13 protein-coding genes are annotated in these 16,132 nt (G+C 65.6%); 6 read left to right on the forward strand and 7 right to left on the reverse strand.

What is annotated here, in order from left to right:
- Positions 1-8: 8 nt before the first annotated feature.
- Together clpS and PKE72_RS17355 are read right to left on the reverse strand one after the other, a co-directional pair.
- Positions 9-338 carry an ATP-dependent Clp protease adapter ClpS gene (gene clpS, locus PKE72_RS17350; protein ID WP_267516200.1) on the reverse strand — a complete coding sequence of 110 codons (330 nt, stop codon included), beginning with the start codon at positions 336-338 and terminating at the stop codon, positions 9-11.
- Between the two features lie 167 nt (positions 339-505).
- Positions 506-976: a phasin family protein gene (locus tag PKE72_RS17355; RefSeq protein ID WP_271166602.1), complete on the reverse strand. Its 471-nt coding sequence runs from the start codon at positions 974-976 to the stop codon at positions 506-508.
- A gap of 282 nt (positions 977-1,258) precedes the next feature.
- Here PKE72_RS17355 and PKE72_RS17360 point away from each other — a divergent pair, with 282 nt between their 5' ends.
- The gene (locus PKE72_RS17360; protein ID WP_271166603.1) at positions 1,259-2,716 is read left to right on the forward strand and encodes a serine hydrolase; all 1,458 of its coding nucleotides are present in this window, start codon (positions 1,259-1,261) and stop codon (positions 2,714-2,716) included.
- A gap of 3 nt (positions 2,717-2,719) precedes the next feature.
- On the opposite strand, the gene PKE72_RS17365 is transcribed toward PKE72_RS17360, so the two are convergent.
- The 4 genes from PKE72_RS17365 to PKE72_RS17380 form a co-directional block, all read right to left on the reverse strand.
- A complete protein-coding gene (locus PKE72_RS17365; protein WP_271166604.1) occupies positions 2,720-4,408 on the reverse strand; it encodes a cisplatin damage response ATP-dependent DNA ligase in 1,689 nt (562 codons plus the stop codon).
- A gap of 94 nt (positions 4,409-4,502) precedes the next feature.
- The gene (locus tag PKE72_RS17370; RefSeq protein WP_271166605.1) at positions 4,503-4,973 is read right to left on the reverse strand and encodes an RcnB family protein; all 471 of its coding nucleotides are present in this window, start codon (positions 4,971-4,973) and stop codon (positions 4,503-4,505) included.
- 123 nt (positions 4,974-5,096) lie between these two features.
- Positions 5,097-6,914 (reverse strand): response regulator, encoded by a 1,818-nt coding sequence (locus PKE72_RS17375; protein WP_271166606.1) that lies wholly within the window; start codon positions 6,912-6,914, stop codon positions 5,097-5,099.
- Between the two features lie 84 nt (positions 6,915-6,998).
- Entirely contained in the window at positions 6,999-7,304 is a 306-nt protein-coding gene (locus PKE72_RS17380) for a BolA family protein (RefSeq protein ID WP_271166607.1), read from the reverse strand.
- A gap of 45 nt (positions 7,305-7,349) precedes the next feature.
- Between PKE72_RS17380 and PKE72_RS17385 the strand changes: the two genes are divergently transcribed.
- Both PKE72_RS17385 and PKE72_RS17390 read left to right on the forward strand, forming a co-directional pair.
- The gene (locus PKE72_RS17385; RefSeq protein ID WP_271166608.1) at positions 7,350-8,018 is read left to right on the forward strand and encodes a J domain-containing protein; all 669 of its coding nucleotides are present in this window, start codon (positions 7,350-7,352) and stop codon (positions 8,016-8,018) included.
- 387 nt (positions 8,019-8,405) lie between these two features.
- Complete coding sequence (locus tag PKE72_RS17390; RefSeq protein WP_271166609.1) at positions 8,406-9,305, forward strand: beta-1,6-N-acetylglucosaminyltransferase; 900 nt, start codon at positions 8,406-8,408, stop codon at positions 9,303-9,305.
- Positions 9,306-9,338: 33 nt separating this feature from the next.
- Here PKE72_RS17390 and PKE72_RS17395 read toward each other — a convergent pair whose 3' ends face one another.
- The gene (locus PKE72_RS17395; protein WP_271166610.1) at positions 9,339-10,508 is read right to left on the reverse strand and encodes an N-acetylmuramoyl-L-alanine amidase family protein; all 1,170 of its coding nucleotides are present in this window, start codon (positions 10,506-10,508) and stop codon (positions 9,339-9,341) included.
- Positions 10,509-11,017: 509 nt separating this feature from the next.
- Between PKE72_RS17395 and PKE72_RS17400 the strand changes: the two genes are divergently transcribed.
- From PKE72_RS17400 to PKE72_RS17410, 3 genes are all read left to right on the forward strand, one after another.
- Positions 11,018-13,774 carry an Rne/Rng family ribonuclease gene (locus PKE72_RS17400; RefSeq protein ID WP_271166611.1) on the forward strand — a complete coding sequence of 919 codons (2,757 nt, stop codon included), beginning with the start codon at positions 11,018-11,020 and terminating at the stop codon, positions 13,772-13,774.
- Positions 13,775-13,835: 61 nt separating this feature from the next.
- Complete coding sequence (locus PKE72_RS17405; RefSeq protein ID WP_271166612.1) at positions 13,836-15,236, forward strand: M48 family metalloprotease; 1,401 nt, start codon at positions 13,836-13,838, stop codon at positions 15,234-15,236.
- Positions 15,237-15,265: 29 nt separating this feature from the next.
- Positions 15,266-16,054, forward strand: a complete 789-nt coding sequence (locus PKE72_RS17410; RefSeq protein ID WP_271166613.1) for a DsbA family protein — start codon at positions 15,266-15,268, stop codon at positions 16,052-16,054.
- Positions 16,055-16,132 lie beyond the last annotated feature (78 nt).

Genomic DNA, 16,132 nt, shown 5'->3' on the forward strand with positions numbered 1-16,132 from the left:
GGTTCCTCTCAGTCCTTTTCCATCGTGCATTGCAGCGGGTGCTGGTGGCGGCGCGCGGTTTCGATGACCTGCGCGACCTTGGTCTCGGCGACCTCGTAGGTGAAGACGCCGCACACCCCCACGCCGTGCTGATGCACATGCAGCATGACGCGGGTGGCTTCTTCCCGGCTCTTTTGGAAGAACCGCTCCAGCACATAGACGACGAATTCCATCGGCGTGTAGTCGTCGTTCAGGATCAGCACCCGGTACAACGAGGGCTTCTGAAGCTTCGGCTTTGTTTCAGTGATGGTGGCGGCGCCTGCGCCGCCCCCGGTTTCACCGGGCCTTTGTATGGGCATTCGTATTCCGTAATCGGGGAGTCGTCTTGGCTATCAGATAGGGAATGATGGCCTGAATTGAAGCGGCGTCCAGTCACAGGTTTCGTGAAACCCAAACCCCTGTCGCCAAAATGAAAAAAGCCCCGGGGCGAACCCCGGGGCTTTTCAGATAGTCGGCGATGCGGCGATCAGCGGGCGGCCTGGAAGGTCTCGACCGACTCGGTCACCCGTTCGTTGATCGGCTTCAGGCTGTCCTTAACCGTCGAAGTCAGGATCTCGTTCGTCTTGGTCAGCTCGGACATGTAGCGTTCCATGGACTTCTTGGCCCAGTTAGTCTGGAGCTCGAAGAACTCCTGCACAGAGCGGGCCGTCGAGAGTTCCTTGCTGGCGGCCACGCCGTCTTCCCAGGATGTCTTGGCGAAGCCCAGAGCCTGCTGCGAAAGGGCTTCTGCGCCCTTTTGAGCGACCGTGGCCGACTCGACCATGGCGTCCAGGTTCTTCTTGCCGTGGGCGTTCAACTCGCTCAGCGAGGCCACCGACTTGTCGATGCCTTCGCGAAGCGCCTTGGCGCCGGCGACTTGGAAGGTCTCAGCCTGGGCTTTCGCCTTGGCGGCGGTCTGCTCGACGGTCTTCTTCACGGTTTCGGCGCTGTCGGCCATGGTCGTGTCTCCAGAGTTATGAGCCTGCAGGGGAATAAGGCACGGCGGCATTCAATCACGAGGCGAACCTCGTTCGGCCGCTTTATGCTGCAAGCGCGAAGACCAATCAAGTTAATTTTGTGCGCCGCAACATATGAACAACGATAACCCCGTTCTCCGCTTCAAATTCGCGTTGACGACCGGTTAACCACCATGAAACCCCACGTTCTTATGTTAGGTCTTCAATCGCGTCGGCCGGGGGGCCTGTCGCACCCTGAGTTCAAGCGAGGGTCGTAACCGCCCATGATTTCCTTCGTCCGTCGTGGCCTATTCGCCCTGCTCGCGCTTTCCATAGCCCTGGGCGCCAACGTCCGTTCGATCGAGGCGCAGTCGCAGGAAAACAGCCGCTACGCCGCCATTGTCATCGACGCCGCCTCGGGCGAAGTCCTGTTTGCACGCCACGCCGACAGCCGCCGCTATCCGGCGTCCCTGACCAAGATGATGACCTTGTATCTGGCCTTCGAGGCTCTCTCTCAGGGCAAGGTCAAGGCGGAAGACGTTCTGACCGTGTCCTCACGAGCGGCTTCGGAACCGCCGTCCAAACTGGGACTGGCGGCGGGCCAGACCATCACCCTAGACGACGCCATGCGCGCCACAGCCGTGCGGTCCGCCAACGACATGGCCGTCGTCATCGCCGAACATGTCGGCGGGTCGGAAGCCCGTTTCACCACCTTGATGACCCAGAAGGCGTCGCAGTTGGGCATGAGCCAGACCCGCTACTACACCGCCAATGGCCTGCCCGACGCACGGCAGGTCACGACGGCGCGCGACCAGGCCATCCTGGCGCGGGCCATCATGCGGGACTTCCCCCAGTATTACAGCTATTTCGGCCTGCACGACTGGGCCTACAACGGTCGCAACTATCGCAATACCAACGGCCTGTTGCCGACCGGAAACGGCTATGACGGCATGAAGACCGGCTACACCAACGCCTCGGGCTACAATCTGGCGGCCTCGGCGGTGCGCGACGGCCGTCGCCTGATCACGATCGTGCTGGGCGGTCGCTCCAGCGCCAGCCGCAACGCCCATGTCGCGGAGCTGATGGACACGGGCTTCGAGGTCGAGCGCCGCCGCAGCCAGGGCGAAAATATTCAGATCGCCCAGTCCTTCTTCGAGCAACGCGGCTTCGGCCTGGGCGAGACCAGCGCGCCGATCGCCTATGCTTCGCTCGCCAATGACGACGAGGACGGCATGGGGGCGGAATCCAGCGCCGTCGCCTATACGGCGGCTGCGGCGCCGACGGTTCTGCCCACACGGGTCACCCCCTTCCCGTCCGAACGCAGCGCCGCCGCCAGCCAGCGTGCGGCGGCCACGGCCCAGGCGGCCGGAACGACCCAGCGCGCACCCGCCAATGTGACCGCTTCTCTGAACGGGGCCCCCACCGGCGCCGCGGTGGCCGCCTCCACCACTCCGCGCCGCGCGACGCTCCCGCCCGCACGCGAGCCGGCCCGCACCGCCCGCCCCGCCGGCCGCTGGGCGGTCCAGGTCGGCGCCTTTAGGGATGAGAAAGTCGCCACGGACTGGCTGACCGAGGTCAATCGCCGCTTCCGCACCCAGTTCGCCAGCGCCGAACGCAATGTGCAGACGGCCGGCGACTGGTACCGGTCGCGCTTCACGGGTCTCACCGAGGACGCCGCCAAGGCCGCTTGCGACGCCCTGTCCGAACGCCGCGTCACCTGTATGGTCGTTCGCCCGGACTAAACCTCAGGCCTTGGCGATCCGGCCGCCGCCGCCCTCTATGGCGTCGAGCAGATCCATCACGTCCTCTATCGTGTTCGCTTCGCGCGCGGGCTTGTCCCAGCGGATCCGGCTGACCCGCGGAAAGCGCATGGCGACGCCTGACTTATGACGTGTCGATCTCTGCAAGCCTTCGAAGGCGATCTCCAGAACTAGGCCGAAGTCGCGCGCGGCCCGAACGGATCGCACCGGTCCGAACCGTTCGACCGTGTGGTCCCGCACGAACTTGTCCAGCTGCTTCAGTTCCTCATCGGTGAACCCGAAATAGGCCTTGCCCACCGGAGTCAGCGCGCCCTCCGGGGTCCAGACGCCGAAGGTGTAGTCGGAATAAAAACTGGATCGTTTGCCGTGCCCCCGCTGGGCGTACATCAGCACGGCATCAATGACGTGAGGATCGCGTTTCCATTTGAACCACGGCCCCTTGGGACGTCCCGCCAGATAGGGACTGTCCCAACGCTTCAGCATCAGGCCTTCGGCCGCCGCCCCGACCGGCGGATCGGCCCGCAGCCCGGCCAGCTTCGCCCAGTCTTGATAAGGCACAAGGGGCGACAGGTGTAGGCGCGTTCCGGAATGCCCCTGGACCAGCGCCTCGAGGCGCGCCCGCCGAGCCCGCAAAGGCAAGGCCCGCAGGTCTTCGGCCCCCTCGGCCAGGATGTCGTAGGCGACCACCGCCGCCGGGAAGGCCGCCATGGCCTTGGCGTCAACCGTCTTGCGGTTCAGCCGCTGCTGCAGATCGCCAAAAGGCGCGATCACGCCTTCGCGCCAGACCACCAGTTCGCCGTCCAGCGCGCCTTCGAAGGTCAGCGCCTCAACCACATCAGGAAAGGCGGCAGATATTTCATCGCCGGTGCGGGACCAGAGCTTGCGAACATCGCCCTCGACCACAGCCTGAACGCGGATGCCGTCCCACTTCCATTCCGCGGCATAGTCGTCCGGGTTCATCTTCGGAAAATCGACCGCCTCGTCCACAGCGACCGCCAGCATCACCGGCCGGAAACGTCCCGGCGCATCCGGGCTGGGCCGTTCCGCCCTGCCCTCCAGCCAGGCGAACAGGTCGCCATAGGGTGGCGGGACCGCATGCCAGACCTCCTCGATGGCCGAGACATCGACCGGATCGAGAACCACAGTCGCCTCGGCCCCATCCGGGGAGGGAGCAACGGTAATTTCCGCGGGCCGGATCATCGCCGCCGCCGTCTTGGCGAGCCGCGCCGACAAGCCGACGCGCAGGCCGCCGGTCATCAGCTTCAGCAGCGCCCAACGGCCCTTCGGCTCCAGCGTGTCCAGCCAGCCCTCCAGCAGTCCCTTGACCTCGGACCGGCCTGCCGTGCGCAAAGCCTCAACCACCTCCGCCAGTTCCGGCTCGCGGTTTGGCCTTAGGTCGGGCGGAGCCGGCCATATCAGGGCGACCGTCTCCGCCAGATCGCCGACATAGTCATAGGACCAACCGAACAGCACCCCGTCCACCCGCGCCTCGACCGCCTTTCGGATCATGGCGGGCTTGGCCGCGTCGAAGGTCAGGTCCCCGGTCAAGGCCGCTAAGGCCCAGCCCCGGTCAGGATCGGGGGTCGCCCTGAGGTAATCCCTGAGCAGCACCAGTTTGGCGTTCCGCGATGCGGTCAGCGACAGACGATCCAGAAGCTCGGCGAAAGCGCGCATGATGGTCCATCTTGGGCGTCCGCAGCGTCGCCGTCACCCAGAACGAAAAACGCCCCGGAGGTTTCCCTTCGGGGCGTCTTCGATCAGACCAGGATCAGTTGAAAAGACCGGCGATAACGGCGGTGATCAGACCGCCGGCGACCGCCGCCAGCACCACATCGTTTCCGCTGCGGACATATTGATAGCCGCGCGGCGGCGCGCGCAGACCGTAACGGCCGTAGTCGTTCACCACATAGGCGTTGGTGCGATAGTAGGACGGCATCCGCTGGCCGTAGCTCCAAGTCCGGACCGTATAACCCCGGGGAGGCGCATACCGCGGCGCATTGTAGCGGCGCTGGGCCTGCTGCCAGCGCGCATAAGCACGCTGATCCTGACGCGCTTCCTGGCGCTGCTCCTGGCGATAGTCGCGCCGCTCGTCACGACGATCATCTCGCCTATCGTCGCGTCTGTCCTGACGCTGCTCATAGCGACGATCATCGCGGGACTGTGCCGATGCGGCGCCGGCCGCGCCGAGTGTTGTGGTGGCCAGAACCGCGGCCATAGTGGCGGTGAGGATCTTCTTCATCGTGATGTCTCCATCTGCGGTCGAACCATTCGACTTGCCCGCACTATGAAGATCCACGACTGAGGCTGGGCTGAACCGTCCGGGTCGCCTCCCGTTCAGACCAGGACCGGGTTTCGGCCTCAATCAGGCGGCGACCGACTGCTCCGTGCTCGAGCCTGAACGGCCCACGGCTTCTCTTCCGCCGGGGACGCGGCACATCATTTCAGCAAGGGCGCCGAAATCGATGGGTTTGGTCAGATAGGCGTCCGCACCGGCGTTCAACCCCGCCTGATGGTCTTCTTTGCGGGCCGAGGCGGACAGCACGACAATCGGCGTCTCGGCGTTCGCTCCTCCGCCCTCCCGGATCAGGCGAGTCGCCGTCAGGCCGTCCATCACCGGCATATTGACGTCCATGATGATCAGGTCGAACGGCTGCGTCTGCGCCGCCTCGACAGCCAGCCGGCCGTCCTCCGCCGTAACGGTGACATGAGACGCTGTGCTCATCCAGGCTTCCAGGATCATGCGGTTGACCGGGTGGTCCTCAACCACCAGCACCCGCAGGCGCTCGACACATTCAGCCGGGGCCTCGATGACTTCGGCGGCTGCGGGACGGGCCCATTCCACGACGTCCGCTTCCACAGTCAGGGTGAAGCATGAGCCCTCGCCGACCGTCGAGGTCACAGCGATGTCGCCGTGCATGATGTTGGCCATTCGCCGTGCAATGGTAAGGCCCAGCCCGGTGCCGCCGAACCGGCGCGTCGAGGACGCATCGACCTGGGTAAAGGGTTGGAACAGCCGCTCAAGATCGGCCGGCGATATGCCCGCGCCGCTGTCTTTTACGGAAAACTCGAAACCAACCCTACGGTCGGAAATGCGATGCCCTCGAACCACGTAGCGAATCTCGCCGACGTCCGTGAACTTGACCGCATTGGACAGAAGGTTCTGCACCACCTGGCAAACTCGCAGGGGATCGCCGCGCACGACCGAGGGGATTTCGCCTTCCCATTCTGAAACGAAGGTCAGGCCCTTGGCCTCGGCCTGGGCTTCGAACGGACCGGTGATCCGGCGCTGCAGATCCTCCACGACGACATCGACGACCTCGAAGGTCATCTTGCCTGCCTCGATCTTGGTCATGTCGAGGATGTCGTTCAGCAGCGACAGAAGATTGTCGCCCGAATTGCGGATGATCGACAGATATTCGCGCTGCGCACCTTCGAGACGGGTCGCGCTGAGCAACTGGGCGGCGCCCAGAACCCCGTTCATCGGGGTGCGGAGTTCATGCGAAATGACGCCCAGGAAGTTCGACTTGGCGTCATTAGCAGCGTTCGCCTTGTCACGCGCCGCCTCCAACTCCTCGATCAGATGGGCCTGATGGGCCTGGAAGGCGTCAATCCGCCCTTCCCTCAGCATGGTCATGGTGACGAGAACGAACAGACATGCCGCCGTGAATGGCAACACCGCCAGCATCGACCAGAACTCGGGCTTGCCCCACAGGCTGAGCAGGATTATCCCCGCTGCGCCGGCATAGGGCGACGAGATAATCATGGCCTGACGAGGCGAACTGCGTAACTGGGCGAAGACCAGCACGAAGCCCGAAATGATCAGGGCAATGGCGAGTGGACGGCCAAACGCAGCGTCGGAGAACCAGGCCATCAATGGGGCGATGGCCCATGCCGCGGTCGTAGCGGCGCCGACGGCGGGGAAAACCATGCCCCAACCGACATCAACCCTGTGGCTCAGCTTATGTTCGACGACGCCACGGATGGAACCAGCCGCGACTGTGATGACGAACCACAGCATCGCCTGCCACCATGCCACAGTCCCCAGCAAACCCAGGGCCCAGGTGGCGATGATGATGTAGCGCAGATACTGCGTCTGCAGGATCGCCGTCAGGGCCTGGGCGGGGTCGCCCGCGCGTCGATCACCGGCAAAGGCCTTGGCCACCCCGTCAGATTCCACCATGTCCCAGCCGTCCCCACGTTCTGTTTGGTCGCATGACGCTAGGGCGAAGGTTCTAAGACGGAGTGAACGCTGGTTTTTGCGCAATCACGCACTGTGGACAATCTCACTCGGCGCGAGCGCCTTGATCGACAGGGCGTGAATCGGCCCCGCCAGTTCATCCCTAAGCAGTCCGTTGACCGTTCTTTGCCGCAGCACCCTGGACTGCCCCTCGAACGCGGCGGACACGACCGTCAGATTGAAGTGGGTTTCCCCTCCCGGCTGGGCGTCCATGCCGCCCTCATGGTGATGGCCGGCGTGCCGCCAGCTGTCGTCCTCGATCTCCAGCCGTTGCGGCGATAGCGCGGCGCTCAGTTTTTCGCGGATAATCTTCGCCACGGGGCCGTCTGACATGATCGTTTCCTTGAAGAGGTCCAAATCCGCACTACACTTCGTGTGATGTCCGCCTTCTTTCAATACAAGCCGCGCTTCACCGACATCCGGGTGAAACCGCCGAAGGCCGAGGAGGAAGCCGCCAAGGCCGACGTCCTGCACCTCAAGCCCGGCGAAAAACCCTGCCAATGGCCTGACTGCCGCAAGGCCGCAACGGCCAAGGCCCCCAAGTCGCGCGAGCGGCTGAACGACTTTTACGAATTCTGCCAGGCCCACGCGGGCGAGTACAACAAGGGCTGGAACTTCTATGCCGGCATGAGCGAGGGCGAGGTCCGTACTCTTCAGGAGAACGAAGCCATGACCGGCGGCCGCCCGACCTGGGAGATGCAAGCCGGCAAGTTCACGCGCGAAGCCGCCGCCTTCTCCGCCAAGATGGGCACGGCCAACAACACCGGTGCCGGCTCCTGGCGCGACAGCTTCGGCCTGTTCGGCCGCCGGGGCGACCAGGCGCCGCAATCGCCGACCGAGGACCGCCGAATCGGCAAGCTGGAACGCGCCGCCCTGGCCGACCTGGATCTCGACCCCGGCGCCGACAAGGTCAAGATCAAGGCCCAGTACCACGACCTGCTGAAACGGTTTCACCCCGACACCAACGGTGGCGACCGCGGCGCCGAGGCCAAGCTTCAACGCGTGATCAAGGCCTGGAAGACGTTGAAGAAGGCCGGACTGGCCTAAGGCGGCGTCGCGCCTATTTCGACGGTCGCCCGGGCACGGGCGTCAGATTTTTCAGGCTGGGCTGTGACGCGTTCTTCTTGGGCGGCGCCGCCTTCTTGGTCTTGCCCTTGCTCTCTTTCATGCGGGTCGGTCTTCCTGTTCAAAGACCCACCCTAACAGCCGCCCGACCGGCAAATGAGGCCGAGCCGCGTTCTCGCCCATGGCGTTTTCGCCAGGACTTCCCAAATAGGAGGATGGTCGCCGAGGCGCGAACCGCCGTCAGGCGGTTGATCGGATCCGGTTTGACCACCATGCGAAACCAGCCTTCCCCATGACATGGCTCATCGAGCTGTCCGTCACGCACGTCGCGACGGCGCTTTCTCTTTCATCCGAGGGGAGCGAAAACGCATGATCGGTTATCTGATCCTGGTCCACCGCTATCCCGAACAGTTCAAACGCCTGTTCGAAGCCGTCTATGACCCCGCGAACCAGTATGTCGTCCACGTGGATCGGAACTCCGGCCCTGAGCTGGAACAGCAGATTCGGGACCTCCTGGCGCCCTACGCCAACGCCGCCGTGATCGAGAGCCGCCGCGCCCTGTGGGGCGGGTACAGCCTGATCGACGCCGAATTGCGTGGGATGAAACGCCTACTGGAAATGAGCGACGACTGGTCGGTGTTCATCAACCTGAGTGGCCAGGACTTCCCCCTCAAGTCCCAGGCAGAGATCAAGGCCTTCCTGGCTCGCCATCCCGGTCAGGAGTTCATTCGCGCTGTCGATCAGAAGAAGGTCCGGCCCGACACCATGAACCGGGTGCGCAATCTGGTCTTCGAGCGCCCCAAGGGCATTGTCCGAACCCTGCTGCGCCGTCCGTTCCTGCGCGGCGCGACCCCCTATATCGGCAATCAGTGGATGATGGTCAGCCGGCGCTTCTGTGAATTCGTTTGCCACGACAAGGCGGTGGACCGGTTCAAGGCCTTCTATCGCCACACCTTCATCGCCGACGAGGGCTTCTTCCAGACCGTGATGAAGAACACCGATGTCCACGGGCCGATGGTCAACGACGACATGCGGATGATCGACTGGATTCCAGACGGCGACATCAAGTTGCGGCCGCGGACTTACACGATCGCGGATACGGCGGCGTTGAAGGCCAGCCCATCCCTGTTCGCGCGCAAGTTCGACCAGGAGACCTGCCCGGACGTTCTCCCCATGTTGGAACGTTGGATCGAAACGCCAAGGGCTGCGATCCGAAGCCTGTCAACACCGGTCGCCCAAAGAACAGACGCTGGCGTCATCGCCGCCTGAAGCCCGATCCCGAACAGGTCGAGCGGGGCGCCCTCAGGGCTGTCCCGCTCCATCGTTCGATGCGGTCATCAGCGGGGCCGCCGGCTCGCGGAAATAACGGTCGATGCCGTCGGCGACCGACTTCATCAGACGACGACGGGCGCGTTCGTCCGTCAGCAGCCGCTCGTCCTCTGGATTGGTGATGAAGCCCATTTCCAGCAACACCGCCGGCACGTCTGGCGCCAGCAGCACAGCCAGGCCCGCATCGCGGTGACTACGACGTAGCAGCGGATGGTCCGAACCTTCCAGATGGGTCAGCAGGACGCGCGCGAACTGGGCCGAGCGATTCTGAGTGGCGCGCTGGGTCATGTCCAGCAGGATCCGGTCTACCGAGGGATCGCGGCCCGGCAGGTGCAATTCGCGGTGCCAGTTGTCGGTCCGCGTGAACTCACGCACCGCCCGGCCGGCGCCCTGTTCGGACAGAGTATAGACGCTGGCCCCACGCACGGCCGGATCGCTCCCTGCGTCGGCGTGCAGAGAGATGAACAGGTCGGCGTCGGCCTGACGCGCGATGGATACGCGGCGGTACAGATCGACATAGGTGTTGGTTTCGCGCGTCAAACGCACGCGATAACGGCCGGTCCGCTCGAGCTCGGCCTTAAGGGCCAGTGCGGCGGCCAACGTGACCTGGCTCTCGCTGATCTTGGCGCCGCTGGCGCCGGGGTCGCGTCCGCCATGGCCGGCGTCAATGACGATCAGCGGCCGTTCAGCCCGACGCGGCGTCGGCGTCGAACGCGGCGCGGCTCGAGGCGCAGGCACAGCCCCGCCCACGGCCTTCAGATCCACGACGTAACGATAGTGGGCCACCCCGTCGCCCGGCGGCAGCAGGAAGCGGCGTTCGATCTCGCTTCCACGCGCCAGCTCAAGCTGAACGCGCGAGGCGCCGCCCGCCGCGCTGACTTGATAAGACCGGACCAGGCCCGACCCGCCGCCGTTCAGACCCCGGCCCGGCGCGACGCCGTTCAAGGCCAGGGTGACACGGCCGTCGGCGCCGGCGTCGATCACCCGCCCCTGCGTCGACTTGTCCAGATCGATGACCACCCGGGTGCGGTCGCCATCGGCGCCGAAGCGAATTCCCAGGACATCACCCTGGGCGCCCCAGGCGAAACCACGCGTCGCGAACAGCGCCACAGCGCATATGACGACGAAGGCCAAGGCGGTCATCGCCCATTCCCTCGCGCCCCAGCGCACCACATCTGTCAAAAAGCGACCGCCCATAACGCCGTCGAACCCATCCTACGCAAACTAGAACCCCATAATGCCAGAGGCTCGTATTCAGGGGGTTAAGGCCGAACACCTTTTAATTCGCGTACAGCGTGACTATGCTGTGAACCGTCCGCGAACCGATCGCGCCTTTTCGCCTTTGCGAATCCCGGCGCGCCCTCCTCGCGGCGCTGACTTTCACCAATCCGAGAACCGTTCCGGCGCTGCCGGTGGTTCGAAGAGCGGACCAGGGTCGCGGCCTTCCCCACGGATTGGCGCGCCCGGTTCAGGACCGACGACCTCCATGGGCCTTTCCGCCTGCGCTCCCCAACGGCTTGATCAAGCCTGCTTCGCCCTTCCCGGCGAAGGGATGTCGCGTGCGCCGGCCCTTACCCCCGTTCGGCGAGCCGCCATGACCCCTCCCGGTGTTCCGGGACGGTCGGCCTGCGCGCGCCAGAGAGAGACTTTCCATGTCAAAGACCATGCTGATCGACGCGGCCCACCCGGAAGAAACCCGGGTCGCGATCGTTGACGGACGCCAGATCGAGGAATTCGATTTCGAATCCCGGGCGAAGCGCCAGCTTCGCGGCAACATCTACCTCGCCAAGGTTACCCGCGTAGAGCCCAGTCTGCAGGCCGCCTTCGTCGAGTACGGCGGCAATCGCCACGGCTTCCTAGCCTTCAACGAAATCCACCCCGACTACTACCAGATCCCGGTCGCCGACCGCGAAGCCATCATGGCCGAAGCGCACGACGATGACGATGACGACGATCTGGGTCGCGAATCCGACGACGACGCCGATCCCGAAGCCGCCCTGGCCGATGAAGAGCGGCTGAAGCGTCGCCTGATGCGTCGCTACAAGATCCAGGACGTCATCAAGCGTCGCCAGATCCTGTTGGTACAGGTCGTCAAGGACGAACGCGGCGCCAAGGGCGCGGCCTTGACCACCTGGCTGTCACTGGCCGGCCGCTACTGCGTCCTGATGCCCAATACGGGCAAGGGCGGCGGCATCAGCCGCAAGATCACCAATACCTCGGACCGTCGCCGCCTGAAGAGCGCCGTCGCAGCGCTGGAAGTGCCCAAGGGCATGGGCCTGATCATCCGCACGGCCGGCGCCAAGCGCACCAAGGCTGAGATCAAGCGCGACTATCAGTATCTGCTGCGCCTGTGGGAGACGATCCGCGAGACCACCCTCGCCTCTCACGCCCCGTCGGTCATCTACGAGGAAGAGAACCTGGTCCGCCGCGCCGTGCGCGACATGTTCGACAAGGACTTCGACGGCATCCAGGTCGAGGGCGTCGAGGGCTTCAAGGAAGCGCGCGACTTCATGCGTGTGCTGATGCCGTCGCAGGCCAAAAAGGTTCACCTGTATCGCGGCTCGCGGCCCCTGTTTGCGGCCAACGGCATCGAAGAACTGCTAACCCAGATCCACCAGCCGGTCGTGCCGCTGAAGTCGGGCGGCTATCTGGTGATCAACCAGACCGAAGCCCTGGTGGCCATCGACGTCAACTCCGGCCGCGCCACCAAGGAACGCAACGTCGAACAGACGGCGTTCAAGACCAATATGGAAGCGGCCGAGGAAGCGGCCCGCCAGCTGCGCCTGCGCGACCTCGCCGGCTTGGTCGTGATCGACTTCATCGATATGGATGAGGGCAAGAACAACCGCGCCGTCGAGCGCGTGCTGAAGGACGCTCTGTCGTCCGACCGCGCCCGCATCCAGATGGGCCGGATCTCGCCTTTCGGCCTGATGGAGATCAGCCGCCAGCGCCGTCGCCTGGGCGTGATCGAGGGCGCCACCGAGGCCTGCCCGCACTGCCAGGGCACCGGCCGAATCCGCTCCGCCGAATCCGCCGCCCTGATGACCCTGCGTGCGGTCGATATCGAAGCCGGCAAGAACGGCGCGGGCGTCGTGGTGCTGAAGGTCTGCACCGCCGTCGGCCTGTATATCCTGAACCACAAGCGCGCCTATCTGCAGTCGCTGCTGGAACGCCGCGGCCTGAACGTCATCGTCCAGATCGACGACAGCCTGGGCCAGGGCGAGCACAATATCGAACGCACGGAGACCAACGAGGACTTCGTCGCGCCCGAGATCGAACTGCCCAACCTCGACGACGACTTCGACCCGTCCCTTTACGAAGACGAGGATGAGGACGACGACGAGGAGATCGTCAGCGACGATGATGAGGACGACGTCGAGGCGCTGGATCGCGAGGACAGCGACGACGACGAGCCGCGCGAGCGGGCTGAACGCAGCGAGACGGGCGGTCGTGATCGTGGCCGTGGCCGCAATCGTCGCCGCCGTGGCGGTCGTCGCGACGAGGAGACCGTCGAGATCGCCGAAACCTCGGACGCCGCCGACACGCTGAACCTCGACGACGCCTCGGACGACGAGGAAGACGAGAACGGCCGCCGCCGTCGCCGTGGCCGCCGTGGCGGTCGCCGCGTCCGCGAGGACGGCGAGCGCGACGTCTATACCTGGGTCCGTGGCCGCACCCCGTCGCTGGACGACCCTTACGTCTGGTTCGACCCGCTGAACCCCGGACGGCCCGAGCCGCGCGCCGAACGTCCGGAACGCGCTGAGCGTCCCCTGGCCGCCCAGGCCCAGGTCGAAGGGCTAGACGCCGTGGCGTCCGACGGCGCCAGCGAGGAAGGCGGCCGTTCGCGCCGCCGCCGTCGTCGCGGCCGGGGTCGTGGCGGCGAGGCCGTGGCCCAGGAGATCAAGGTCGAGAACCGCGCCACCAACGAAGGCATGCCGCCTGACGGCTCGCCCGAGACGCCTATGGCCGTGATCGTCGAACCGACGACAGATACGGTCGAGGCCGGCGTCCCCTCCATCGCGCCGGAATCTCAGCGTCGTCGCGTCCGCCGCAAGTCGGCCAGCGCCGAGGCCGTGATCCAGGCGGCGCCGGAAACCGAGGCCGTCGAGGTCAAGGCTCACGTAGAACCGCACCCGGATACTGCGATCGAGCCGAACGAGGCGCCGGTCGAAGGCGCCCCGGTCGAACTGGACGTCACGCCCGAAGAAGCCCTGACCGCCGAACCGGTCGAGGTTGCTCCGGTCGAGAAGCCCAAGCCTACGGTCGCGCCTGAGCCCCAGCCCGCCGTCCTGGCCGAGCCTTTCGTCGCTCCGACGCCCGAGATCGACGTTCAGGCGATCATCGCCGAAGATCCCAACCAGATCGTCGCCCCGCCCGCAAAGCCGAAGCGTGGATGGTGGCGCCGCTGATCGGTCACGATTAGACTGTCAGGATGCTGGCGGGGGGGGCCGGTCGTTTTTGGAGTACGCCATGACGTGGCTTCCCCGATCCGCATCCCGCGTTCTGACGGCGGCGGCGGTGGGCTTTGCAGCTCTCGTCGCCGCCGGCCAGGCTTCGGCCCAGAGCCTGATCCGCGACACCGAGATCGAGGGGATCATCCGCGATTGGGCCGACCCGGTCTTCGTCTCAATGGGGCTGAACCCGGCGGACGTCGAAGTCCTGCTGGTCAATGACAACGAACTGAACGCCTTCGCCACGCGCGGGCGGATCATGGGCGTCAACACCGGCCTGATCCTGCGGACCAAGAACGCCAACGAGCTGTTGGGCGTGATGGCGCACGAGGCGGGCCATATCAAGAACCGCCACACCTTGCGCGACGGGGCCCAGAACGCCGCCAAACAGCCGATGTTCATGACCATGGCTCTGGGCGCCCTGGCTATTGCCGCCGGCGCGCCGGACGCGGGCGTGGCCTTGCTGGGCTCCAGCCAGTATTTCGGCACGATCGGCGCCCTTCAGTACATGCAGAGCCAGGAAGGCGAGGCCGACCTGACGGGCGCGCGGGCGCTGGAAGGCGCCGGCGAATCCGGGGCGGGCCTGGTCTCCTTCTTTGAGAATTTCCGCGCCCAAGAAGTCTTCTCCGACGCCCGTCGCTACCCCTATTTCCGCAGCCACCCCCTGTCGTCTCAGCGGATCGAGTCCATGCGCCGCTACGTCCAGGACCAGCCCCACTATGATCATCGCGACAGTCCCGAACGGATGGCCCAACACGCGCTGATCCTGGCCAAGATCCACGCCTTCATGGACCCGCCCAACACCACCCTGCGCGCCTATCCTTCGACCGACGCCAGTCTGCCCGGCCGCTACGCCCGCGCCATTGCCTGGTACCGCGACGGCCAGACTGACAAGGCGCTGGCCGCCGTCGACGCCCTGATCGCCGAAGACCCGCAGAACCCGTATTTCGCCGAGCTGAAAGGCCAGATCTTCTTCGAAGAAGGCCGTCCCATCGAGGCTGTGGCCGCCCACCGCGAGGCCGTGCGGCTTAAGCCCGACGCCCCCCTGCTGCGTGTCAACCTGGCCCACGCCCTGATCGGCACCGACGATCCCAAGAACCTGGACGAGGCCATCGACCAGCTGAAGCACGCCACCGTAGCCGAGCGCGAGAACACCATGGCATGGCGTCTGCTGGGCCAGGCCTACGCCGCCCAGGGCAAGGAGGGCGAGGCGCGACTCGCCACTGCCGAATATTATTTCGCCGCCGGCCAGGAACGAGAGGCTACCCAGTTCGCCCTGCGCGCCCGCAGCATGCTGGACCCCAACTCCATGGAATGGCGCCGGGCCGTGGACATTGTCCTGGCGTCCGGGGCCACGCCAGACGATCTGCTGGACCTCGACCGCCGCGACGCCGCGCGTAAGCCGACGACGCTGAACTGACGCCCTACCCATCCTGACCGCGAGCCTTCATGACCGACGACGCCCCCGCGCCTGAGCCCCGGCCCCTGCCGCCCGCTAAAAGCAGCCGCCTCACCGGCGCCGCCGCCGGCTATGTGGCCTTGGGCGTATCGGTCGTGGCCCTCGGCCTGGCCTCCGCCCCCTATTTCGGCGGCGGATCAGGCGGCGACGTCCGCGCCTATCTGCTGAAACACCCCGAGGTGCTGCAGGAGGCCAGCCTGGCGCTGCAGACCAAGGCGGAGCAGGCCCGCGTCGAGGAAACCAACGCCGCCGCCACGGCCAACGCCGGCCTGTTGGCGCCTGATGCACGCGATCCCGCCTTCGGCCCCGCCGACGCCAAGGTGACGGTGATCGAATTCTTCGACTTCCGCTGCCCCGGCTGCAAGGCCGTGGCGCCCCAGTTCCGCGCTCTGATGGCGGCCCACCCCGACGTCCGTTTCGTCTTCAAGGACTGGCCCATCCTGGACCGGGGCGAGGACATCGCCTCGCAATACGCCGCCCGCGCCGCCCTGGCCGCGCACCAGCAGGGCAAGTATCTCGAGGTCTATGACGCCCTGATGCGCGAGCGGGCCCTGACGCCCCAAGCCATAGATCGCATCCTGGCCGAGCACGGCGTGGACCTGGCCCGCGCCAAGGCGACCTTGGCCGCCCCCGAGACCACCCGCCACATCGCCGACATCCACACCACGGCGGCGGCCCTGAAACTGCAAGGCACCCCCACCTTCTTCGTCAACGGCAAGGCCGCGCCCAGTATCGAACCCGCAGAAATCGCCCGGATGATCGAAGCGGCCAAGCGTTGATCTGACGCCACCGGATCACTCACCACGGCAAAACGGCCCCCGGATGTCTCCGGGGGCCGTTCTGTTACGCAACTCTGT

This window comes from Brevundimonas intermedia (genome assembly GCF_027922165.1).
In the GTDB taxonomy this organism is placed as follows: Bacteria; Pseudomonadota; Alphaproteobacteria; order Caulobacterales; family Caulobacteraceae; genus Brevundimonas; species Brevundimonas intermedia.

Excerpts from the sequence above, each read along its gene's own strand:
- PKE72_RS17385 (WP_271166608.1), top strand. The coding sequence starts at position 7,350 with ATGTCCGCCTTCTTTCAATACAAGCCGCGCTTCACCGACATCCGGGTG.
- PKE72_RS17355 (WP_271166602.1), bottom strand. The coding sequence starts at position 976 with ATGGCCGACAGCGCCGAAACCGTGAAGAAGACCGTCGAGCAGACCGCC.
- PKE72_RS17375 (WP_271166606.1), bottom strand. The coding sequence starts at position 6,914 with ATGGTGGAATCTGACGGGGTGGCCAAGGCCTTTGCCGGTGATCGACGC.
- PKE72_RS17410 (WP_271166613.1), top strand. The coding sequence starts at position 15,266 with ATGACCGACGACGCCCCCGCGCCTGAGCCCCGGCCCCTGCCGCCCGCT.
- PKE72_RS17400 (WP_271166611.1), top strand. The coding sequence starts at position 11,018 with ATGTCAAAGACCATGCTGATCGACGCGGCCCACCCGGAAGAAACCCGG.
- PKE72_RS17380 (WP_271166607.1), bottom strand. The coding sequence starts at position 7,304 with ATGTCAGACGGCCCCGTGGCGAAGATTATCCGCGAAAAACTGAGCGCC.
- clpS (WP_267516200.1), bottom strand. The coding sequence starts at position 338 with ATGCCCATACAAAGGCCCGGTGAAACCGGGGGCGGCGCAGGCGCCGCC.
- PKE72_RS17365 (WP_271166604.1), bottom strand. The coding sequence starts at position 4,408 with ATGCGCGCTTTCGCCGAGCTTCTGGATCGTCTGTCGCTGACCGCATCG.
- PKE72_RS17395 (WP_271166610.1), bottom strand. The coding sequence starts at position 10,508 with ATGACCGCCTTGGCCTTCGTCGTCATATGCGCTGTGGCGCTGTTCGCG.
- PKE72_RS17390 (WP_271166609.1), top strand. The coding sequence starts at position 8,406 with ATGATCGGTTATCTGATCCTGGTCCACCGCTATCCCGAACAGTTCAAA.
- PKE72_RS17405 (WP_271166612.1), top strand. The coding sequence starts at position 13,836 with ATGACGTGGCTTCCCCGATCCGCATCCCGCGTTCTGACGGCGGCGGCG.
- PKE72_RS17360 (WP_271166603.1), top strand. The coding sequence starts at position 1,259 with ATGATTTCCTTCGTCCGTCGTGGCCTATTCGCCCTGCTCGCGCTTTCC.
- PKE72_RS17370 (WP_271166605.1), bottom strand. The coding sequence starts at position 4,973 with ATGAAGAAGATCCTCACCGCCACTATGGCCGCGGTTCTGGCCACCACA.